This window comes from Streptomyces tremellae (assembly GCF_039540215.1).
Classification (GTDB): domain Bacteria; phylum Actinomycetota; class Actinomycetes; order Streptomycetales; family Streptomycetaceae; genus Streptomyces; species Streptomyces tremellae.
Genome location: NZ_BAABEP010000040.1, coordinates 41,828 through 62,973, shown reverse-complemented (window position 1 = coordinate 62,973; position 21,146 = coordinate 41,828). Strand labels below are relative to the sequence as shown.

Genomic DNA, 21,146 nt, shown 5'->3' with positions numbered 1-21,146 from the left:
GCGCCGCGGCTACCGCGGGCCGCGGCGCCGCCTGCTCAGTAGCCGTAGCCGGAGCCCGCGGGGGCGCTTGCCGCGGTGGAGCCCTGCGCTGCGGGCGTCTTGGGGCCCTTCGCCGCCGGCACGGTCCTGCCCCGGTCGATCGCGGTGATGTGCTGTTTGATGGCGAACCAGACGCCCTTGACGTTCTGGCCGTTGGTCTGGCCCGGCGCGGTGTCGCCCTTGAAGGTGTACCCGGGCCAGCAGTTGAACGACTCCTGGCGGGTGCCGCCGGGGGTGGTGAAGGTGAACAGGGCCTTCTCCGGCAGCCCGGCGGCCTTCGCCTCCGCGTTCGTGACGACACCGGTCGGCGTCCACGTCGCCAGGCAGTCAGAGCCGCAGGCCGTCTTCATCGGCCAGGGCTGGTCCTTCGTGAACAGGTACAGCGTCCTGCCGTCCTTGTCCTGGAGCACCTTGCCCAGCTTCGGGTCGTCGAGCACGCCGAGCGCGGGACGGGTCACGCCCGCCTTCCAGCCGTCGGGCGCGGACGCGTACCACACACCGCCGACGCCCTGGCCCCTGACGTCGCCCGGCCTGGTGTCCTTCGCGTAGTAGTACAGCGGCTTGCCCGCGAGGGTGAGCTGCTTGGAGCCGTCGGCGCGGGTGAGGGAGCCGAGCAGGTCCGGGTTGAGGCCCTGCCCCGCGGAGGTGCCCGCTGCCGGGACCGGCGGCCACAGGGCGGCGCAGTCGCCCGCGCAGTTCGAGGTGTTCGGTGTGTCCTTGTCGAACACGTAGAGGGACATGCCCCGGGCGTCCGTCACCACCGACTTCAGCTTCGGGTCGTCGTGCAGCGCGAGGGTGCCCGCCGTGGCGGAAGGGGCCGGCTCGGCGGACGCGGAGCCCGCCGTGGCGGAAGCGGCCGGGCTCGCGGGGGCCGAGGGCTTCGCGTCGCCACTGCCGGCGCCGCAGGCCGAAACGGTGGCAAGGGCGGTGGCCGCGGCCCCGAACAGCAGGACGGTGCGGATTCTCTTCGTCATCGTATTCCTAGGTGGTCGCCTGGCGTCCGCCCCTGGGCGGCGCCTCCACCCCTATATACGGAGACGCGAGGGCTCCGCGTTCAGCTCGGAGTTCCGCACTGTGCCACGGACGTGCGCGGCGTCCGGGTGGCCGATGTCCTCCAGGATCTCCGCCGCGTCGCGCCACGCCCGCACCGCGCGGGCGGGCTCACCCGACGCCTGGAGGGTGTCGCCGATGTGCACCAGTGTGTCGGCCTCCAGGTAGCTGTCGCGGATCTCCCGGTACACGTCGAGCGCGTGCCCGAAGCACTCCAGCGCCCTGCGGTGCTCGCCGAGGTGGTGGTGTGCGTAGCCGAGGCTGTCCCAGGCAGCCGCCTCGCCGTTGCGGTCGCCGATCCGCTGGTGCGCGTCGAGCGCGCGGCGGCACGCGTCAAGCGCCTCCCCGTACGAGCCGAGCAGGATGTAGGTCCAGCCCACCTCGTTGAGGATGCCCGCTTCCCCGCTGAGCTCCCCCGTCGTGCGGTACAGCGCGGACGCCAGCCGGTAGTGGTCGAGCGCGTCGACGTGCCTGCCGCGCGTGTTGGCGAGGAACGCCAGGTGCCTGTGGGTGCGGCCCTGCCCCGCGGTGTCGCCCGTCTCGCCGAACAACTCCAGTGCGCGCAGCAGGTGTTCACGCGACTGGTCGGCCTGCCCCAGTCGGCACGCCGTCAGGCCGAGCGCACGGTGGGCGTACGCCTGCCCGCGTACGTCGCCGAGCTGCTGCGCCGTCAGCGCGGCCGTCGACTGCGCGGTCAGCTGCTCCTGCCAGCGGCCGTGCCGGTCCAGATAGCGCTCAAGGACGGAGGCAAGGCGCCAGCAGTACGGCGCCCTGCCCCGCCGCGCGCCCTGCTCGACGGCCGCGAGCAGCACCGGGCGCTCGGTGTCGAGCCACCGGCGCGCCGCGGTCTGGTCGTCGAAGGACACCGGCTCCGAGCCGGGCGACGGCGGATCGAGCGCGACGCGCTCGCGGTACGGGGCCAGCACCCGGTCCGCCGCGTGCGCGCTGTGCAGGAGGTGGTCGTACAGCCGCAGGGCCGCCGCCTCCGGCTCCTCGGGCCGCCCGTCCTCGTCGACCAGTTCCGCCATGTACGCCCGCAGCAGCTCGTGCGCGCAGAAACGGCCGGGCACCGTCTCCAGCAACAGGTGGGCGCGCACCAGTTCGGCGAGCAGCGGCCGCACGGCACGGGTCGGCAGCGCCACCAGGCCGGCGGCCGCGCGCACCGAGCAGTCAGGCCCCGGGTGCTGCGAGAGCAGCCGGAACAGCCGCGCGGCCCCCGGGCTCAGCGTGCGGTACGACCAGGAGAAGACGCACCGCGCGTCGGTGAGGGGATCCTCGCCCGCGAACGCGTCCAGGCTGCCGTGGCTCTCCCGCAGCTCCGCCGCGATCGAGGCCAACGAGAAGCCCGGGTGCACGGCGGCCCGCGCGCTGACGATCGCCAGCGCGAGCGGCAGCCGGCCGCAGCGCGTGACGATCTCCTCCACCGCGCGCGGCTCCAGGGCGACCCGGTCGGGCCCGAGCCTGTTGGCCAGCAGCTCCCGCGCCTCCGCCTCGGACAGCAGGTCCAGCGTCATCGACCGGGCACCGTCGCTCGCGACCAGCCCGTTCAGCTGGTTGCGGGAGGTGACGACGGCGAGGCAGCCGGGCGACGCCGGCAGCAGCGGACGCACCTGCTCCGAATCGCGCGCGTTGTCCAGCACCACCAGCACCCGCCGGTCCGCGAGCAGGCTGCGGTAGAGCGCCGTCTGCGCGCCGAGACCGGACGGCACCTGCTGCGCGGGCACCCCCAGCGCTTCGAGGAACGACAGCAGCGCCTCGCCCGGCGGCATCACCGCGCCCGCCGGGTGGAACCCGCGCAGATTCACATACAGCTGTCCGTCGGGGAAGCGGTCGGCGACCTCGTGCGCCCAGTGCACCGCCAGCGTGGTCTTGCCGACCCCGGCCATGCCGCCGATCGCGCTGATGACCACGGCGCCCGGCTGCCCGCCCGCCGCGGGCAGCAGCGCCCTCGACCGGGCGAGCTCGGCCCGGCGCCCGCTGAAGACCGCGAGATCCGGAGGGAGCTGGGCGGGACGCACCCGAGGGCCGGCCGCCGGGTGGGCGGTGCCCACCGCCTCGGCGGCCCCGGCCCGCCCCTGCGGCTCCGCCTCCCCGGCCGCGCCGGACGCCGGCGCCACGCTCTGCCGCAAGACCTGCTCCTGCGCGGACCGCAGCTCAGGACCGGGATCGATCCCGAGGTCGTCCGCGAGCCGGGTGCGCACCGCGCGGTGGACCTCAAGTGCCTCGGCCTGGTGCCCCGTCGCCGCGAGCACCAGCATCAGCCGCGCCTGGAGTACCTCGTCGAGCGGATGGTGCGCGGCGGCGCGCCTGAGGGTGATCAGTACCCGCTCGGTCACTCCGGGCCCCGCGGCCAGGGCGTACTCCGCCGCCCCCTTGAGCGCGAGCAGGTGCTCCCGGTCGACGGCGGTGAACACCGGGTGGGAGCGTGCCTGCGAGGGTATGCCGGACGCGGTGGGCCCGCGCCACAGCCCGAGCGCCCCGACCAGCAGCTCCGTGGCCTTCGCCGGCTCGTCGGCCCGCGCGAGCCGCTCGGCCTCCTCCCGCATCGAGCGGAACCGCAGCAGGTCGAGCGCCCCGGGGGCGACGTCGAGCCGGTACCCGCCGGAGCCGCGCACCAGGCACCGGGACGCGCCCCGGCCCGGCAGTCCGGGCTCCAGCAGGCGGCGCAGCGCGCCCACGTGCCGGTGGACGACGTTCACCGCGCTGTCCGGCGGGCCCTGGCCCCAGAGCACGTCCACGATCTCGTGCATCGCCACCGGGTGGCCCGCCTGCGTCAGGAGCAGAGCGAGCAGCGCCCGCTGCTTGGGCGGGCCCAACGCGAGTTCGGTCTCGCCTCGCCATGCCCTGACGGGCCCCAGTACTGTGAAGCGCACGGTGAGTGAGTCTAGGACCGGCCCCGCGGCTGCCGTACCGCGCGTCCGCCGTGCGCACAGGTCTGTCACACCTCCGATGTCCGCCCGGCGGCCGTGCCGCATGTCCTGCTGGCGGGACGCCCCGCACAGCCGTACGGTTGACGTGCGACCGACTACGCGACGTGACCGGAAAGGTCGGACGGGCGGACACCATGGCTCAGAACGAAGGACCGGCGGCGCGGATGGCGATCTGCAGCCACCTGGCGGATGTGGAACCGGTGACCGCGGACAGTGAGGACAGCTGTCCCGACTGTGTGGCGATCGGTGACACCTGGTTGCACCTGCGCGAGTGCCAGAACTGCGGGCACGTGGGCTGCTGCGACTCCTCCAAGAACAAGCACGCCACCGCGCACCACAACGCGACCGGCCACCCGCTGATCCGCAGCTATGAGCCGGGCGAGGGCTGGTGGTGGTGCTACGAGGACGGCGTGGCCTTCGAGGTCGAGGGCATGGGCCCGGTCCGCCCCCTCTGACTCAGCGCCCCGGCCGCGGCCCACGGCGCGGGGCCGCCCCGGGCCGCTCAGGCGGGCGTCACCGTGAACAGGGCGCCGTCGGGGTCTCGCAGTGTCGCGTCGCGCTCCTGTGCGCCCTCGGACGCGGACGCCACCAGCGAGCCGCCGCCCGCGACGGCCGCCGCCACGGACCTGGCCACGTCGGGCACCCGGAAGTACACCCGCCAGCGGGGCCTTGCCTCCGGGGCGGGCGACGCGGGCACCGCGCCGCCGCCGATGCGCGCCACCATCCGCCCGTCCTGCCGCAGCACCGCGTCCCCGTCCTCGTACACCGGGGACAGCGCGCTGCCGCCCTCCGACCAGCCGAGCACCGGCTCGTAGAAGCCGGTGGCCGCGGCCGCGTCCCGGGTGCGCAGTTCGAGCCACGCGGGCGCGGAGCCCCGCCCGACCGTCCAGTCGGAGCGTACGGCTCCCTCCCAGATCCCGAAGGCCGCGCCGTCCGGGTCTCCGGCGAGCGCCGCGCGCCCGGTGTGGAACGCGAGCGGGCCCACGGCGACGGTCGCGCCGCGCTCCCGGATCCTGGCGGCCGCCGCGTCCACGTCGGTCACCGCGAAGTAGGGCGTCCAGGCCGCGGCCACCTGGAGCGAGGAGGCGAGCCCCCCGATGCCCGCGACGGGCGAACCGCCCGCGAGGGCGACGCAGAAGCCGTCGCCGAGGCTGGTGTCCCGGTAGGTCCAGCCCAGCACGTCGGCGTAGAAGCGCTGCGCGCCCGCCAGATCGCGGGAGAGCAGGGTCACCCAGCACGGCGCCCCCGCGACCGTCTCAGAACGTGCTCTCTGGACCTGCTCCATGCGGCTCTCACTCCACCCGGCTCGACGGCATCCCTGCCGGCCCACTCTGCCAGGTGCGGGAGGGCGCGCCGGTGCCCGGGTGCGGGACCAGGACGCTCAGCGGACCAGCAGCTCCACCCCGCCGAGGACGGTCGCCGCGATCACCAGGCGCTCGAACAGGGCCTGGTCAAGGCGGTCCGCGCAGATCCGGCCCAGGTACGCGCCGGGCAGCACGAACACCGCGAGCGCCGCGTCGAGCAGCAGCGAGTGCCCGTCCACCAGGCCGAGCGCGGCACTGAACGGCAGCTTGGAGACGTTGACGACCAGGAAGAACCACGCGGCCGTGCCGAGGAACCGCCACTTGGCGAAGCCCGCAGAGAGCAGGTAGAGGGACATCACAGGGCCGCCCGCGTTGGCGACCATCGTCGTGAACCCGCCGAGCACGCCGTACGAACCCGCCCTGAGACGGGCGCCTCCTGCCTCCCGCGCGGCGGGTTCCGGCACCCCGTCCGCGGGCGGCCGTGGCGCGGGGCGTGCGGTGGCCCGCCTGCGCCACACCGTGACGGCCGCCATCAGCAGCAGGATCGCCCCGATCGACGTGCGGACCGCCGTGTCGTCGGCCCACACAAGGAAGGCCGTGCCCACCAGGACACCCGCCGCCACGGCGGGGAACAGCCGCAGCAGCGTGGGCCAGTGGGCGTGCCGCCGGTAGCTGAGCACCGCGATCACGTCCCCGGCGGCGAGCAGCGGCAGCAGCACACCCGTCGACGCGCGGGCCGGCAGGAGGGCCGCGAAGACCGCGAGGGAGATCGTGTTGGCGCCGCTCACCGCGGTCTTGGAGAAGCCGACGAGGACGGTCGCGGCGGCCAGCGCGAGGAACGCCCACACCGAGAGGCCGAGGACGGTCACCGGCGCACGCCCGCGGTGGCGCGGGCCCGCGGCGGTCGGCGGGGGAGCGGGGCGGGGCGTGCGTCGCGTATCGGCATGGGGCGAGGCTACTGGCGGGGGACGGCCGCGCGGCCCGCGGCCGCAGGCGGCGGAGCAGGCAGGAAGCAGCCCGCCGCGCACCCGACGAGCACCGCCGCGAGGCCGACCACCCCGGCGGAGGTCAGCCGCAGCAGCAGCGCGCCCGCCGCGGCGCCCGCCAGCATCGTCACCACCGAGGCGGCCTTGCGCATCTGGCTCGCCTCGGCGCCCCGGCCGAGCGCGCTGCCCGCCGCGAACCCGGCGAGCGACTGGGTGATGACCGTCGTGGTCACGTCGCGCGCGCCCATGAGCCGCACGACGGACGTCTGGGCGCCGAGGCAGAGGGCGAGGACCGCGATCAGCACGGAGCGCGGCACGCCCGTCGTCGCCAGCAGGCCCGCGCCGACCAGGGCAGCGAGGGCCGCGAAGACCAGCGCCTCACCGGCGAACGCGACACCCGCCCGCCGCCCGCCGAGCCCATCCGGCCCGGCCGCCAGCCCGATCCTTCCGCCGAGCAGCGAGCCGGCCGCGAACGCGGCCATCGCCGTCAGCGGACCCGCCACGGACAGGCCGGAGCCCGGGGCCACGGAGAAGCCGAGGAGCAGGACGTTCCCCGTCATGTTGCCGACGAAGGCGCGGCCGAGACGCAGATAGCAGAAGGCGTCGACGAGGCCGGTCGAGAAGGTCAGGAACAGCAGCGCGGGCACCGCCCACCGGTCCGCCACGGGCAGCCGCTCGGCCATGGACCCCACCTGCCTTCCGCCGGACCCGGGCCGGCGTGTCAGAGTTCTCGCAGTTCCCGCAGTTCCCGCAGTTCCCGCAGTTCTCGCAGTACCTGCGGTTCCCGCAGTGCCGGCTCCGCCCGCGGTTCCGGCGCCGCCCGCCGTACGCACTGCCCGCTGTTCCCGCACCACCCGTTGTTCCCTCAGTCCACGCTCATTCGACCACGTTCGAGCGCCGGGTCCTTCCACCCCGGCGCAGCGGGCCACCGCCCGGCGGGCCCACCGCCGTGCACAGGCGCCCGCACCGCAGCAGAAGGAGACAGCCGTGCGCCCCACGCCAGGAGCGACCCCCGCCCCGAGCCCCGCCAACTGGGCCGGCAACATCGTCTTCCGCGCCGCGCGCCTGCACACGCCCGCGACCGTCGACGCACTGCGCGCCACCGTCGCGGCCGGCGACCGGGTCAGGGTGCTCGGCAGCGGCCACTCCTTCAACGCACTCGCCGACACGACGGGCGACCTGGTGTCCGTCGCGGGGCTGCCCGCGGCCGTGGACATCGACGCGGGCGCGCGCACCGCCGAGGTCACCGGAGGCCTGCGGTTCGCCGGGTTCACCGGCTCCCTGCACCGCGCCGGGCTCGCCCTGCACAACCTGGGGTCGCTGCCGCACATCTCGCTCGCCGGGGCCTGCGCCACCGGTACCCACGGCTCGGGCGCGGACAACGGCTCGATCGCCACGGCCGTGCGCGCGCTGGAACTGGTCACGGCCGACGGTTCCCTGCTCACCCTGGAACGCGGCGACGAGGGCTTCGACGGCGCCGTCGTCAGCCTGGGCTCCCTGGGCGTCGTCACCCGCGCCACCCTCGACCTGGTGCCCTCCTTCGACGTGCGGCAGTGGGTGTACGAGGGGCTGCCGGGCGCCGCGCTGCGCGAACGGTTCGACGAGGTGCTGACGGCCGCGTACAGCGTCAGCCTGTTCACCCGCTGGCGCGCCGACGCGATCGAGCAGGTCTGGCTCAAGCAGCGCGTCGGCGACCCGGTGCCGGGCACCGAGGGGACCACGGGCGACGCGCCGGGCACCTGGCTCGGCGCGCGCCTCGCGGACGGCCCGCGCCACCCGGTGCCCGGCATGGACCCGGCACACTGCACCGTCCAGGGCGGCGAGGCGGGCCCCTGGCACGAGCGGCTGCCGCACTTCCGCGCCCAGTTCACCCCGAGCAACGGCGACGAGCTCCAGAGCGAGTACTTCGTGGCCCGCGAGGACGGCCCCGCCGCCTACGAGGCGCTGCGCGCCGTCGCCGACCGCATCGCCCCCGTGCTCCAGGTCGGCGAGATACGCACCGTGGCCGCCACCGGCCTCTGGCTCGACCCGGCGCACGGCCGCGACTCGGTCGCCTTCCACTTCACCTGGGTCCAGGACCTCGACGCGGTCACGCCCGCGCTCGCCGCGATCGAGGAGGCGCTCGAACCGTTCGCGGTGCGGCCCCACTGGGGGAAGGTGTTCCTGATGGGGGGCGAACGGCTGAGGGAGCTCTATCCCCGCTTCGACGACTTCCGCGCCCTGGCCGCGCGGCTCGACCCGGATGGGGTCTTCCGCAACGAGCTGACCTGCGAGTTCTTCGGCTGGGAGCTGGGCGCCTGACCCTGCGGGCGGCCCGGACGGCACCGGGTCGCGGCGCGCTCGTGTGATCTATCGTTCACACGCAGGGGTGGTTTTCGTGCCATCGGACTTCCTACGCTCGCCCCTATGTTCCGGTCCGTCCCGCCCGGGTCCGCCGCTGCCCTGCGCCGCCGCCCGCTGCTGTACACGTCCGCGGCCGTCGCCCTGCTGATCGCCGGGTGGGCGGCGGCGGACGGCGCGGGCACCGCTGACGCGGCCGACGGGCACGCGAGGGCCGCTGCGCGCGCCGCGCCGCCGCTCCCTGCGGTCCCGGCCCCGCGCGCCGCGCCGCCGTCGTCCGTCGTCCCGGTCCCCGCCACCGCCGTACCCGCCTCACTCCCGGCCGCGCCCGCCGCGGCCCGCGGCACACCGGAGCACGCCGTGCGCGAACTGCGCATCACCCTCGACAAGGGCTCGCACGCCGCGCTCTCCGTCGCCGCGCTCGACCTCACCGACGGGCGCAGGGCCGGATACGGCACCGCGGACGAACCCGTCTTCGACACCGCGAGCATCGTCAAGGCCGACGTGCTCGCCGCGCTGCTGCTGCGCGCCCAGGACTCGGGGCACGCCCTCTCCGCCGCCCAGCGCGACCTCGCCTCGGCCATGATCAAAACGAGCGACAACCGCGCCACCGACCGGCTCTGGAACACCATCGGCGGCACCGCGGGGCTGACCCGTGCCAACCGCAGGCTCGGCCTGACGCACACCACGGCCGGCGCCGGCGGCCTGTGGGGGCTCACCCAGACCACCGCGCACGACCAGCTGACACTGCTGTCCGCCGTGTACGGCACCGGCCACTCGCCGCTCACCGCGGCCTCGCGCGCCTACGCGCGCTCCCTCATGGCCGGGGTGGAGGCGGACCAGCGGTGGGGCGTCTCGGCGGGCGGCACCCCGGCCGGGCTCAAGAACGGCTGGCTGCCGCGCAGCGCCACCGGCAAGTGGGACATCAACAGCATCGGCGCCGTCACCGCGGGCGGGCACCGCGTGCTGCTGGCCGCCCTGTCGTCGGGAAACTCCGGCATGGACGCCGGGATCTCCCTCGTGGAGAAGGGCGCGCGGGCCGCCGTGGCCGCGCTCGGCCTGCACGCCACGACCTGACGGGCCGGGGCACCCGGCAGCGGGCGCCCCGCGCTCTACGGTGCGGGCCGCGTCCGGACGTACGGTGGTCCGCATGGCAGCCCCGTACCAGCGTCCGGAGCCGCGGCCCGCAGAGCCCACGGCCGACCCCCTCTCGGACATCCTCTCCTCGCTGAACCTGCGCACCGGCTCGCTGTCCGGCTTCGACGCCGGCGGCGACTGGTCGTTCTCGTTCGGCGTGCACGAGCACATCAAGATCGGCGTCGTCCTCAGCGGGGGCTTCTGGCTCTCGGTGGACGACGGGGACTGGCGGGAGCTGCGGGCCGGCGACTGCTACCTCCAGGCGGCCCGCGCGTCCTTCCGCGTCGCCTCGCGGCCCGGCCTCGCCACGGAGCCGGGCGCGCCGGTCTTCCAGGCCTCCCGCACCAGGATCGTCCCGCTCGGCGACCCGGCGGCGCCCCGCCGCACCCGGGCGCTCGGCGGCAGCGTGACCTTCCTCGACACCACGGTGGCCCTGCTCCTCGAAGGGCTGCCGCCCGCCGTCACCATCCCCGCGGGCACCCCTGAGGCGCTCGCCATGCGCCCGCTGCTCGAACTGCTGATGGCGGAGACCGCCGCGGGCCGCCGCCTCGGCGGCGCGGTGATGTCGGAGCGGCTCACCGAACTCCTCTTCGTCCAGGCGCTCAGGGCGCTCGCCGCGGGCGGCGGCGGCCACCGGCTGAGCGGCTGGCTCGGCGCCCTGGGCGACGACCGCATCGGCGAGGCCCTCGTCCTGATGCACCAGGACCCGGCGCACGGCTGGACCGTCGCGGAACTCGGCGCCAAGGCGGGCATGTCCCGTGCGGCCTTCGCGTCCCGCTTCCGCGCGCTGGTGGGCCTGCCGCCGCTCGACTACCTCCAGCGCTGGCGCGTGCTGGCGGCCGGGCGTGAACTGCGCACCGGGGACCGCACCGTGGCGTCCGTCGCCGCCCGCTGGGGGTACGGCTCGGAGAGCGCCTTCAGCAACGCCTTCAAGCGGGTCACCGGGGTCTCGCCGGGCCGCTACCGCGAAGGCGCGCACGCCCCTGGCGTCCTGCCGGACGGCTGGCCCGCGCCCCAGTTCAGGGCGGACGGCGCGGGCCGGGGCTGAGTCTGCCGGAGGAGCGGGGCACCGGAGGACGGCGGCCCGCCGCGGGCCCGGCTGGACGTACGCGCAAGTTCCCTGGACCATGCGTCATGGCCGGGGCCCGCCCCGCTCCGTAGCGTCACGAGGGTGAGCCCCGTGGACGGCGCGGGGCCAGAAGACGGTTGGACCACCATGAAATACGCGCAGCTCGGCAGCACCGGCATCTTCGTCTCCCGGGTGTCGCTCGGCACCATGACCTTCGGCGGCAAGGACATCGAGCCCTGGGACCGGATGGGTGCCCTCGACCAGAAGGCGGCCGGTGAACTCGTCGGCATCGCCCTGGACGGCGGCGTGAACCTCTTCGACACCGCGGACGTCTACGCGGCGGGCGAGAGCGAGGAGATCCTCGGCAAGGCCCTCGGCAGGCGCCGCGACGACATCGTGCTCGCCACCAAGGCGTGCGCGCCGATGGGGCGGGGCGCCAACGACCAGGGCCTGTCCCGGCTGCATCTGACCCGCGCGCTCGACGCGAGCCTGCGCCGCCTCGGCACCGACCACATCGACCTCTTCCAGCTGCACGGGTTCGACCCGTACACCCCGCTGGAGGAGACCCTCGGCGCGCTCGACGACGCTGTGCGCCAGGGCAAGATCCGCTACATCGGCGCGTCCAACTTCACGGCCTGGCAGCTGATGAAGGCGCTCGGCGTGTCCGACCTCAGGGGACTGAGCCGCTTCGCCTCGCTCCAGGTGTACTACTCGCTCGTCGGCCGGGACCTGGAGGACGAGATCCTGCCCGCCGTGCGGGACCAGGGCCTCGGGCTGCTGGTGTGGGGACCGCTCGCCGCGGGCTTCCTGACCGGCAAGTACACCCGCCAGGGCGCCACCGACGAGGACGGGCGCCGCCTGAAGGGCAGCCTGCCGCCCGTGGACGCCGAGCGCGGCCACGACGCCGTCGACGCACTGCGGGCGGTGGCGGAGCGGCACGGCACGGACATCGCCGCCACCGCGCTCGCCTGGGTGACCGCCCAGCCCGGCGTCAGCAGCGCCGTCGTCGGCGCCAAGCGGCCCGAGCAGCTGCGGGCCAACCTCGCCGCCGCCGACGTCGAACTCACCGCCGAGGACCTCGCGGAGCTCGCCGCCGCGTCGGCGCCCGCGCCCACCTACCCCGCCTGGATCACCCCGGACCCTGCGGGCCGCGTCCCGCGCGGCTGACGCCCCGTCCGCGGGCGCGGCGGCGGACGGGGCGTCAGCCACCCCATGCGGTCCACCTGCCGCATCTTGTTGGTCACGTCCAGGGCGGCGACCTGGTACGACTCGGCGGGCGTCGGGTAGAAGACGGCGTCCACGGCTCGCCGATCGCCGGCATCCTCGCGGACGCCGGCGCCAGGTTCGCCACCGCGAGCACCCGCCTCGCGGTGCAGCATTCCGTCCCCTACGAGTTCGTCACCACGAAACTCGCCGACGCCGACGCGGTGTTCTACGACACGGCCAACGACGGCAAGCCCGCTGACCTCGGCCCGAAGCTGTTCGCGCAGCAGGCGTTCAAGCAGCTGCCCGCCACCCGGGTGCGCCACCTCTTCGGCAGCGAGTGCTTCCTGTCCGGCGGGTTCGGGGGCGCACTCGCCGCGTTCGACGGCTTCGAGTCCGCGCTGCGGAAGCTGAAGACGGCATGAGGGGCGGCCGTGCGCCCGCGGCCCGCCGGGACCGCGGTGGCCGCGTCAGCGCCCGCCGCGGTCCCGGGCGGCGAAGTACGCGCCGGGCGTGCGGCCGGTCTCCGCCCGGAACGCGGCCACGAACGAACTCGGCGTCGTGTACCCCACCTGCCGCGCCACGGCGGCCAGCGGCCGGTTCGCCGCCATGTGCTCAAGCCCCGCCCGCAGCCGCACCCGGGTGCGCCAGCGGCCGAAGGAAAGACCCGTCTGCGCGCTGAACAGCCGGGCCAGCGTCCGGGCGCTCGCGCCCGCGTCCCGGCCCCACTCGGCGAGCGCCCGCGGGTCGGCGGGCGAGGCGATCAGCGCGTGCGCCACCCGCAGCGCCCGCTCGTCCGTCGGCATCGGCACCTCGATCGTCGTCACGCCGACCGGCCGCAGCAGGTCGAACAGGACCGCCTCGGCCCGGCGGCGCGGCCCCTGGTCGAGGTCGGGGTCGCCGAGGTGCCGTATGAGTTCGCGCAGCAGCGGGCCGACCGAGACGACCGTGGGCCGGGTCCAGCGGACGGGGCACCGCTCGGGCAGGAGGTACACGCTGCGCATCAGCGCGGGTCGGGTGGCCGTCGTGGCGTGCGGGACCCCCGCGGGGATCCACAGCGCGAGCGTCGGGGGCAGCACCCACTCGTGCTCCTCCACGTCCACGCCGAGGACGCCCGCCGACGCCCACACCAGCTGGTGCACGTCGTGCTCGTGCTCGTCGAAGTGCTGGCCGCGCGGCATGTCGAAGTTGATGACGCGCAGCGCTTCCCCGGAGGCGTGGTGCGCGTCCCGCCGGCCGCCGCCCGTGCGGCGCGCAGCCGGAAGCGGGGCCGGCTCGGCGGGGGCCCCCACCGAGCCGGCCCGAGCCTCGGCCTCCCGACCGCCCCCGCCACGGGTGCGCACCGGGGCGTCCTGCTGTCCTGCGTGTCCGTTGAGCGACATGACACGGCACTGTATCGCCTGTTGGCCAGTGCCGTGCCGCCGATAGGCTCTCTCCCGGGTGTTCCGCGCCCCGGCCGGGCCCGCCAGGTCCGGCAGACCGCGGCTGCCGGGCGGCCCGTGCCCCGCGCACGCAGGCAGCACCGGCGGTCCACCGCCCCCACGTCCCCCGGAAGGTGACCCCCCAGCATGTCCGAAGCCCCGGCCGGCCACGACCCCGACCGCCCGCCGTCCGCGGCCGAGCGGCCGCCGGGCCCCGACGCGCTGCTCCTCGCCACCGCGCGCTCGCTGCGCGGGAAGCTCTCCTTCGCCGCCCTGCTCGCCTGCACCCACCAGGCGGGCGAGGCGCTCGTCCCGGTCCTCGTCGGCGTCGTCGTGGACCGCGCCGTGGACGGCGGGAGCGTCCACGACCTCGTCCTCTGGCTCGGCGTGCTCGCCCTCGACTTCCTCGGGCTCTCCCTCTCCTTCAGGTTCGGCTCGCGCTCCGCGATCCTCTCCTCGGAACAGGCCGCGCACGACCTGCGGGTACGGGCCGCGAGCCGCCTCCTCGCCCCGGGCAGCGCGACCGACCCGGGCACCCGCGGCCGCACCCCGGGCGAGCTGCTGTCCGTGGCGACCTCCGACGCCCAGCGCGTCGGCCAGTTCAACGCCGGCCTCGTCGTCACGGCGGGCGCCGTCGTGGCGCTGGTGCTCGCCGCGGTCCTGCTGCTGCGGATGTCGCTCGGGCTCGGCCTCCTCGTGGTCGTCGGCACGCCCGCCGTCCTCGTCGGTATGAACAGGCTCGGCCGCCCGCTGGAGCGCAGGGGCGCGGCGGAGCAGGCCGCCGCGGCCCGCGCCGCCGGCACGGCCGTCGACCTCGTCGCCGGGCTGCGGGTGCTGAAGGGGCTGCGGGCCGAACGCCCCGCCTACGCGCGGTACGTGGCGGTCAACGGCGCCAGCCTGCGCGCCACCCTCTCCGCGGCGCGCTCCGAGGCGCTGCTCGACGGTGTGGCGCTGCTGCTCGCCGGGGCCCTCGTCGCCGCCGTCGCCCTGGTCGCGGGGCGGCTCGCGCTCACCGGCTCCATCAGCCTCGGCGACCTGATCGCCTGCGCCGGGCTGTGCCAGTTCCTGATCGGACCCACCCAGACACTGATGTCGTTCGGACCCGACCTCGCCCGCGCCCGCGCCTCCGCGGGCCGGATCGCCGTCCTGGTCCCCGACCCGGGCCGCCCGGCGACCGCCCCCGCCGCCGGGGCCGCGGCGACCGCTCAGCACGGGCCCGGGGCCCCGGACCCGCGGGACGCACCAGGGCACACCCCCGGAGCGCTGTCCCTGCGCGGCGTCTCCACCGGCCACCTGCGCGGGGTGACGCTCGACATCGCGCCGGGCGAGCACGTCGGCGTCGTCGTGCCCGACCCCGCGGCCGCCGAGGAGCTGATGGGGTGTCTCAACGGCGAGCGGCCACCCGAGTCCGGCACCGTCACGCTCGACGGCACGCCGCTGGCCGACCTGCCGCTGGAGACCGCCCGCGCCGCCGTCCTGGTCGCGCCGCACCACCCGTACCTCTTCGACGGCAGCGTCGCCGACAACCTGCGGGTCCCCGGCAGGGCGGGCGACACCACGCCCGCGGACGAGGCCGACCGGCGGGCACTGGCCGCCGCAGCCGCCGACGAGGTCGTCGACGCGCTGCCGGACGGCGCCGGGACCAGGATCGGCGAACAAGGGGCCTTCCTGTCCGGCGGGCAGCGCCAGCGCGTCGCGCTCGCCCGCGCCCTGCGCGCCGATCCGCCCGTACTGGTGCTGCACGACCCCACCACCGCGGTGGACTCCGTGACGGAGGCGCGGATCGCCGACGGCGTCCGCTCGCTGCGCCCCGGGCGCACCACCGTCGTGGTGACCTCGTCGCCGACCCTGCTCGCCGCCTGCGACCGGGTCGTCCTGCTGACCGGCGGCGCGGTCGCCGCCGCCGCGCCGCACGCCAGCCTCGCCGCGTCCCACGCGGACTACCGCGCGGCGGTGTTCGCATGAGCGACGTCGTCAGGGAACTGCTGCCCACCGCGACCGGCGCGCGCACCCGCCGCGCCGCCGTCGAACTGCTCGCGCGGCACCGGTGGCTCACCCTCCTCACCGTGGCCGTCTTCGCCGGCGGCGCCGCCGCGGGGCTCGTCGCGCCCTTCGCCCTCGGCCGGATCGTCGACGCCGTGACCGAGCGGCAGGGCTCAGGCGCTGTCACGGCGGCGGCCGCGGTCCTGCTGGCGGGAGCGTTCGCGCAGGCCGCGCTGGGCGCGGCGGGCGACGCGCTGAGCGCCCAGGTCGGCGAGAGCGCGCTCGCGAGACTCCGCGAACGCGTCATCGCCCGCGCCTTCGCGCTGCCCGCCCAGCGCATCGAGGAGGCGGGCGCCGGCGACCTCGCGGCCCGGATCGGGGACGACTCCTCACTCGTCGCCGCCGCCCTGCGCAACGTGCTGCCGAGGATCACCTCCGCCTCGCTCACCATCGTCTTCACCCTGCTCGGCCTCACCGCGCTCGACTGGCGCTTCGCTCTCGCGGGGCTGTGCGCCGTCCCCGTACAGGCGGCGACGCTGCGCTGGTACCTGCGGACCTCGACCCCGCTGTACGCGGCGCAGCGCATCGCGGGCGGCGAGCGGTCCCGGCAGATCCTGGAGTCCGTGTCCGGCGCTCCCGCCGTACGGGCCTTCCGGCTCAGCCGGGAGCACACCCGCAGGGTCGCGGAGCGCTCCTCCCAGTCCGTGGACTACGCGGTGCGCGCCGCCGTGCTGCGGTCCCGTTTCTTCGGCCGCCTCAACGTGGCCGAGTACGTCGGACTCGCCCTGATCCTGGTGGCCGGCTACGCCCTCGTGCACACGGGCGCGGCCCGGGTCGGCGAGGCCACCGCGGCCGCGCTGATGTTCACCCGCCTCTTCGACCCGGTCAACGTCCTGCTGGCACTCGCGGGCACCGCCCAGGAGGCGGCCGCCGGCCTCGCGCGCCTGGTCGGCGCCGCCGACCTGGCCCCCGCCGCCGGCCCGGGGTCCGCACCCGCGGGCACAGGCACCACGGACACGGACACCGTCAGGGCGTCCGCCGCGGAGGCGGGCGCCGCGAAGGACACGGCGGGAGCGGGCGCCCCGGGCGGGGGCAAGCCGCCCGCCGTGCTGGCACGCGGTATCACCCACGACTACCGCCCGGGCCATCCGGTGCTGCGCGGGGTCGACCTGCGGATCGCGCCGGGGGAGCAGGTCACGCTGGTCGGGCCGAGCGGCGCGGGCAAGTCCACGCTCGCCCGGATCGTCGCCGGCGTGCACCCGCCGACCGGGGGAGCCGTCGAGATCGAGCCCGCGACGGGCACGGAGGGCGCGTCGGCCGGGAGCGACCGGCCCACGGTCCTCCTGCTCGACCAGGACACGCATGTCTTCGCCGGGACGCTCGCCGAGAACCTGCTCCTCGCGCGGCCGGGCGCGCCGGACTCCGCGCTGCGCGCCGCGCTCGACCGGGCGGGCGCGCTCGCCTGGGCGGAGGCCCTGCCCGAAGGGCTGGAGACCGTGGTCGGCTCGGGTGGCGCGAGCCTCACCGCCGTACAGGCGCAGCAGCTCGCGCTCGCCCGGCTCGTCCTCGCGGACCCGCCGGTCGCGGTGCTCGACGAGGCGGCGGCCGAGGCGGGCAGCGCCGGTGCGCGGCAGCTCGCGGCCGCCGCGCGCGAGGTGCTGCGGGGACGCACCTCGCTCGTGGTGGCGCACCTGCTCGACCAGGCCGTCACCGCGGACCGGGTGGTCGTGCTCGAAGGCGGCCGGATCGCGGAGGAGGGCACCCCCGACGAGCTGGCGGCGGCCGGCGGCCGGTACGCAGCGCTGTGGGCGGCCTGGTCGAGCCGCGGCGCCCCCGCTCTGCCGGAGCAGCGCGCGGCGGGATGGGCGGAACCCGGGGCAGGCGCCGCCCCGCCCGGGGCCTGAGGGCCCGGCGCCCGGACGGTCCGCGCCACCCGTACGCCCTGCTGGGCCGTGCGGGTGGCGACCGCCGGGTAGGCGTTTTGGCCCGTTGATGCGGGGGACCCGATAGCGGTGACCGCTGCGCCCACGACGGAGGTAGGAACGTGACCGAGGTACCGGCCATCACCCTCAACAACGGTGTCCGCATTCCCCAACTGGGCTTCGGGGTCTTCCAGATCCCGCCCAAGGACACCAGGGCCGCGGTCCTGACGGCCCTGGAGACGGGCTACCGCCACATCGACACGGCGCAGATGTACGGGAACGAGAAGGAGGTCGGCCAGGCGGTCAGGGACTCCGGGCTCGACCGCACCGAGATCTTCGTCACCAGCAAGCTGGACAACGACGCGCACGACCCGGAGACCGCGAAGGCCGCTTTCCGGCGCACGCTCGAAACCCTCGACATCGGCCATGTCGACGCCTTCCTGATCCACTGGCCGCTGCCCAAGGTCGGCGACTTCGTGGAGACCTGGCTCGCGCTTGAGGAGATGTACCGCGCGGGCGACGTCAACGCGATCGGCGTGTCGAATTTCCAGGTCCACCACCTGCGCAGGCTGCTCGACGGGTCCACGATCGTGCCCGCGCTCAACCAGATCGAGATCCACCCCTATCTCACCCAGGACGAGCTGCGCTCCTTCGGCGCCGAGCACGACATCGCGACCGAGGCGTGGTCCCCGATCGCTCAGGGCCTCGTCCTCGACGACCCGGTGATCACGTCGATCGCGGAGCGGCTCGGCAAGACGCCCGCTCAGGTCACGCTGCGCTGGCACATCGACAGGGGAGACATCGTCTTCCCGAAGTCCGTGACACCGAAACGGGTCAAGGAGAACTTCGACCTGTTCGACTTCGCGCTGAGCGAGGAGGACATGGCCCAGATCACCGCGCTCAACAGGAACCAGCGGACGGGCTTCGACCCGGACACGTTCAACGGCTAGCGCGAGCGGTGCGGCCCGCACACCGCAGAGGGATGGAGGTCCGACCAATAAGTCGGGCCTCTTTTTCATGGCCTCCGAATGCCTGTGGCAACGGCGGGATTCGGGGCTCGGCTACCGTCGCGTACTCCCTTGACGGTCCGATACCTCCGATGTCCACTGCGTGTAGTGCACCTGTCCTCCCGCGCAGCGGCGACGCGCCGAACCTGGACACCTGGAAGACCGTCTCCGCCTACGCCGACGCGGACAGCGCGGGCGTCAGCCGCGGACAGGCCGATCCGAACGGCTTCGGCTCCACACTGGCCGCGACCGTCGAGGGCGCGTCGTTCACCGCGAAGGTGGTGGACGGTCGCACCGTGCGGCTGACCATCACCCCCTCGTCCGGTTACACCGTCTGGTTCACGTCGAGCAGCAGGCTCGACGCGACCGGGCCACGACTCCGTCACCCAGGCGAAGAACGCCCTCACCGACCTGGCCGCCGTGCGCAGTCTCTTCCCCGCCGCCATCGCCACCGCGAGGCGACTCGGCAGGGACGGCGACCTCGTGGCCAGTGGCAGGACGTGCTCGACCGCCTCGTCGCCTGCCCCTCGGACACCGCGAAGGACACCCATCTGCCGCACACCCCGCCGATCGCGCAGACCCGCAACGACGAGAACGCCGCCTCGGAGCCCGTCTGGCCCTACGGCGTGACCGGCATCGGCTACCCCGACCGGCAGAAGGCCGTACCACCGTCGTGAACCCCTGGGGCACCGAGCGGGTACGAGTGCGCAGGCTCTCCGACAACGCGGTCGTGCGGACCACCGGCGCCGCCGAGTTCACGCTGGACACCACCGCGAACACCGGGTACGTCGTCGAACGCACCGCCAAGCCGCTGAGCGGCTACGGGCACACCGCGCTCACCGGCACCGCCAACCAGGGCGTGAAGCCCCTGGGCACCCACGCGGCGCTCGGCATCGGCACGGCCCCGAACGCGGCCGCAGCCGCCCGCCCCACCGCGCGGCAGCGGGGCCCGACAGGCCCCGCCCCGCCCCGCGCTACACCGTCATCCAGCCCAGCACCGGCGTGGACTGGAGGTACACCAGCACGCACATGAACGCGAGGAACACCACCGACCAGACCACGACCCGGCGGAAGATGACGCCTTCCTTGCCCTGCATCCCCACGGCGGACGCGGCGATCGCCAGGTTCTGCGGCGAGATCATCTTGCCCAGCACGCCGCCCGACGAGTTCGCCGCCGCCATCAGGGTGGGGGAGAGGCCCGCCTGGTGCGCCGCGGTGACCTGGAGCGCGCCGAACAACGAGTTGGAGGAGGTGTCCGAGCCGGTCACCGCCGTACCGAGCCAGCCGAGGACCGGCGAGAGGAGCGCGAAGAAGCCGCCAGCGCCCGCCACCCACAGCCCGAGCGTGGTGGTCTGCCCCGACTCGTTCATGATGAACCCGAGGCCGAGCACCAGCATCACCGTGAGGATCGCGTACTTCAGCTGGTCCAGCGTCCGCCCGTACGCCCTGAGGGACCGCAGCGGCCCCACGCCGAGCAGCGCCATGGTGACAAGGCCCGCGATCAGCAGCAGACTCCCGGCCGCCGAGAGGACGTTGAGCTTGAACGTCGTCGCAACCGCGCCGCCCGCCGCGTTGGTGATGTGCAGCCCTGGCCAGTCGACGATCCGGGTGACGGACTCGATGCCCGTGCCCGACCGGCCGACACCCGTCGGCGGTGTGCCCTGGATCGCGGGCACCCGGGTCGCCAGCACGAACACCACGATGATCACCAGATAGGGCGCGTACGCCCGGAAGACGTCGAGCGGCGCGTCCCGCCGCGGCCCCTCGGCGGCGCCGCCGGCGGCCCGGCCGGATCCCGCGGGCGCGGTCCCGGGAGCCTCGTCCCGCGCGTCGGCCGCCCCCTCGTGGTACGTCTCGGCCGGCCGCCACACCCTGGTCAGCGCGACCACTGCGAGCGCGGCGGCCAACGAGGCGACGATGTCGGCCAGTTGGACCGACCAGAAGTTCGCTGACAGATACTGGAACACACCGAAGACCACACCGGCGGCCAGCGCGGGCAGCCAGGTCTGCCGCAGCCCCTTCCTGCGGTCCACGATGAACACCAGCGCGAGCGGCACGAACACCGAGAGCACCGGCGTCTGCCGGCCCACCATCGCCCCCAGGCCGTCGAGCGGCAGACCCGTCACCCCGGCGAGCGTGGTGACGGGCACGGCGATCGCGCCGAACGCCACCGGCGCGGTGTTGGCGACCAGGGTCACTGTCGCCGCTTTCAGCGGTTCGAAGCCCAGCGCCATCAGCATCACCGAGCTGATGGCGACCGGCGTGCCGAAGCCGGCCAGCGCCTCCATCAGCGCCCCGAAGCAGAAGGCGATGATGATCGCCTGTACCCGCTGGTCGTCGCTGACGGACGCGAACGACCTGCGCAGCACGTCGAAGTGGCCCGTGACCACGGTGAGGTTGTAGACAAAGATGGCGTTGATGACGATCCACATGATCGGGAAGAAGCCGTTGGCGGCGCCCAGCGCGCCGCTGTTCAGCGCGTCGCCCGACGGCATGCCGTACGCGGCGACGGCGACCACCACGGCGACGGCGGTGGCGATCAGCGACGCGAGCCAGGCCCGCATCCGCACCACACCGAGCAGGACGAACAGCACGAACAGCGGGAGTACGGCGACCAGCGACGACCAGCCGACCGAGTCGGCTATCGGACGGTAGTTCTGTTGGTAGGCGGCAAGCAGCACGGTGCACCCCTTCTCGGACGGCGGGGAAACCTGCGGCCCCGGCGCCAGGACACACCGCCGGGGGAATCCTTCAG

18 protein-coding genes are annotated in these 21,146 nt (G+C 75.1%); 11 read left to right on the top strand and 7 right to left on the bottom strand.

The window, feature by feature from the left end:
* Positions 1-35: 35 nt before the first annotated feature.
* Both ABEA77_RS23755 and ABEA77_RS23750 read right to left on the bottom strand, forming a co-directional pair.
* Positions 36-1,013, bottom strand: a complete 978-nt coding sequence (locus ABEA77_RS23755) for an SCO0930 family lipoprotein (protein WP_345651167.1) — start codon at positions 1,011-1,013, stop codon at positions 36-38.
* Positions 1,014-1,064: 51 nt separating this feature from the next.
* The gene (locus ABEA77_RS23750) at positions 1,065-3,962 is read right to left on the bottom strand and encodes an AfsR/SARP family transcriptional regulator (RefSeq protein WP_345651165.1); all 2,898 of its coding nucleotides are present in this window, start codon (positions 3,960-3,962) and stop codon (positions 1,065-1,067) included.
* A 221-nt stretch (positions 3,963-4,183) separates the two neighbouring features.
* Here ABEA77_RS23750 and ABEA77_RS23745 point away from each other — a divergent pair, with 221 nt between their 5' ends.
* Positions 4,184-4,474, top strand: coding sequence for a UBP-type zinc finger domain-containing protein (locus ABEA77_RS23745; protein WP_345651162.1), 291 nt, complete (start codon positions 4,184-4,186; stop codon positions 4,472-4,474).
* A 47-nt stretch (positions 4,475-4,521) separates the two neighbouring features.
* On the opposite strand, the gene ABEA77_RS23740 is transcribed toward ABEA77_RS23745, so the two are convergent.
* The 3 genes from ABEA77_RS23740 to ABEA77_RS23730 all read right to left on the bottom strand — a co-directional run bounded on the left by ABEA77_RS23740 (position 4,522) and on the right by ABEA77_RS23730 (position 6,992).
* Positions 4,522-5,304 (bottom strand): VOC family protein, encoded by a 783-nt coding sequence (locus ABEA77_RS23740; protein ID WP_345651159.1) that lies wholly within the window; start codon positions 5,302-5,304, stop codon positions 4,522-4,524.
* 96 nt (positions 5,305-5,400) lie between these two features.
* Complete coding sequence (locus ABEA77_RS23735) at positions 5,401-6,192, bottom strand: sulfite exporter TauE/SafE family protein (RefSeq protein WP_345651157.1); 792 nt, start codon at positions 6,190-6,192, stop codon at positions 5,401-5,403.
* 86 nt (positions 6,193-6,278) lie between these two features.
* Positions 6,279-6,992, bottom strand: a complete 714-nt coding sequence (locus tag ABEA77_RS23730; RefSeq protein ID WP_345651154.1) for a YoaK family protein — start codon at positions 6,990-6,992, stop codon at positions 6,279-6,281.
* Between the two features lie 304 nt (positions 6,993-7,296).
* On the opposite strand from ABEA77_RS23730, the gene ABEA77_RS23725 reads away from it, so the two are divergent.
* From ABEA77_RS23725 to ABEA77_RS23705, 5 genes are all read left to right on the top strand, one after another.
* Complete coding sequence (locus ABEA77_RS23725; protein WP_345651151.1) at positions 7,297-8,610, top strand: D-arabinono-1,4-lactone oxidase; 1,314 nt, start codon at positions 7,297-7,299, stop codon at positions 8,608-8,610.
* A gap of 105 nt (positions 8,611-8,715) precedes the next feature.
* Complete coding sequence (locus ABEA77_RS23720; protein WP_345651149.1) at positions 8,716-9,726, top strand: serine hydrolase; 1,011 nt, start codon at positions 8,716-8,718, stop codon at positions 9,724-9,726.
* Between the two features lie 73 nt (positions 9,727-9,799).
* Positions 9,800-10,834 (top strand): AraC family transcriptional regulator, encoded by a 1,035-nt coding sequence (locus ABEA77_RS23715; protein WP_345651146.1) that lies wholly within the window; start codon positions 9,800-9,802, stop codon positions 10,832-10,834.
* Between the two features lie 168 nt (positions 10,835-11,002).
* Positions 11,003-12,022: an aldo/keto reductase gene (locus tag ABEA77_RS23710; protein WP_345651143.1), complete on the top strand. Its 1,020-nt coding sequence runs from the start codon at positions 11,003-11,005 to the stop codon at positions 12,020-12,022.
* A 203-nt stretch (positions 12,023-12,225) separates the two neighbouring features.
* Positions 12,226-12,483, top strand: coding sequence for a hypothetical protein (locus ABEA77_RS23705; RefSeq protein WP_345651141.1), 258 nt, complete (start codon positions 12,226-12,228; stop codon positions 12,481-12,483).
* Positions 12,484-12,528: 45 nt separating this feature from the next.
* Here the strand turns inward: ABEA77_RS23705 and ABEA77_RS23700 are convergent, their stop codons facing one another.
* Entirely contained in the window at positions 12,529-13,440 is a 912-nt protein-coding gene (locus ABEA77_RS23700; protein ID WP_425588371.1) for an AraC family transcriptional regulator, read from the bottom strand.
* A 186-nt stretch (positions 13,441-13,626) separates the two neighbouring features.
* On the opposite strand from ABEA77_RS23700, the gene ABEA77_RS23695 reads away from it, so the two are divergent.
* The 5 genes from ABEA77_RS23695 (at position 13,627) to ABEA77_RS23675 (ending at position 19,424) form a co-directional block, all read left to right on the top strand.
* Positions 13,627-15,444: an ABC transporter transmembrane domain-containing protein gene (locus ABEA77_RS23695; RefSeq protein WP_345651139.1), complete on the top strand. Its 1,818-nt coding sequence runs from the start codon at positions 13,627-13,629 to the stop codon at positions 15,442-15,444.
* The gene (locus ABEA77_RS23690) at positions 15,441-17,366 is read left to right on the top strand and encodes an ABC transporter ATP-binding protein (protein WP_345651136.1); all 1,926 of its coding nucleotides are present in this window, start codon (positions 15,441-15,443) and stop codon (positions 17,364-17,366) included. Before ABEA77_RS23695 ends, ABEA77_RS23690 begins: the two co-directional genes overlap by 4 nt.
* 140 nt (positions 17,367-17,506) lie before the next feature.
* On the top strand, positions 17,507-18,334 hold the full coding sequence (locus ABEA77_RS23685) for an aldo/keto reductase (protein WP_345651133.1): 828 nt from the start codon (positions 17,507-17,509) through the stop codon (positions 18,332-18,334).
* A gap of 149 nt (positions 18,335-18,483) precedes the next feature.
* Positions 18,484-19,068: a hypothetical protein gene (locus ABEA77_RS23680; RefSeq protein WP_345651130.1), complete on the top strand. Its 585-nt coding sequence runs from the start codon at positions 18,484-18,486 to the stop codon at positions 19,066-19,068.
* Complete coding sequence (locus tag ABEA77_RS23675; protein WP_345651128.1) at positions 19,065-19,424, top strand: hypothetical protein; 360 nt, start codon at positions 19,065-19,067, stop codon at positions 19,422-19,424. The genes ABEA77_RS23680 and ABEA77_RS23675 overlap by 4 nt, the downstream gene beginning before the upstream one ends.
* Here ABEA77_RS23675 and ABEA77_RS23670 read toward each other — a convergent pair.
* On the bottom strand, positions 19,366-21,072 hold the full coding sequence (locus ABEA77_RS23670) for an L-lactate permease (protein WP_345651125.1): 1,707 nt from the start codon (positions 21,070-21,072) through the stop codon (positions 19,366-19,368). The genes ABEA77_RS23675 and ABEA77_RS23670 overlap by 59 nt on opposite strands.
* Between the last annotated feature and the right edge of the window lie 74 nt (positions 21,073-21,146).

Bases quoted from the DNA above. Each gene is read 5' to 3' on its own strand.
- ABEA77_RS23755 (WP_345651167.1), bottom strand. From the start codon at position 1,013: ATGACGAAGAGAATCCGCACCGTCCTGCTGTTCGGGGCCGCGGCCACC.
- ABEA77_RS23745 (WP_345651162.1), top strand. From the start codon at position 4,184: ATGGCGATCTGCAGCCACCTGGCGGATGTGGAACCGGTGACCGCGGAC.
- ABEA77_RS23740 (WP_345651159.1), bottom strand. From the start codon at position 5,304: ATGGAGCAGGTCCAGAGAGCACGTTCTGAGACGGTCGCGGGGGCGCCG.
- ABEA77_RS23730 (WP_345651154.1), bottom strand. From the start codon at position 6,992: ATGGCCGAGCGGCTGCCCGTGGCGGACCGGTGGGCGGTGCCCGCGCTG.
- ABEA77_RS23720 (WP_345651149.1), top strand. From the start codon at position 8,716: ATGTTCCGGTCCGTCCCGCCCGGGTCCGCCGCTGCCCTGCGCCGCCGC.
- ABEA77_RS23715 (WP_345651146.1), top strand. From the start codon at position 9,800: ATGGCAGCCCCGTACCAGCGTCCGGAGCCGCGGCCCGCAGAGCCCACG.
- ABEA77_RS23710 (WP_345651143.1), top strand. From the start codon at position 11,003: ATGAAATACGCGCAGCTCGGCAGCACCGGCATCTTCGTCTCCCGGGTG.
- ABEA77_RS23700 (WP_425588371.1), bottom strand. From the start codon at position 13,440: ATGTCGCTCAACGGACACGCAGGACAGCAGGACGCCCCGGTGCGCACC.
- ABEA77_RS23695 (WP_345651139.1), top strand. From the start codon at position 13,627: ATGTCCGAAGCCCCGGCCGGCCACGACCCCGACCGCCCGCCGTCCGCG.
- ABEA77_RS23690 (WP_345651136.1), top strand. From the start codon at position 15,441: ATGAGCGACGTCGTCAGGGAACTGCTGCCCACCGCGACCGGCGCGCGC.
- ABEA77_RS23680 (WP_345651130.1), top strand. From the start codon at position 18,484: ATGTCCACTGCGTGTAGTGCACCTGTCCTCCCGCGCAGCGGCGACGCG.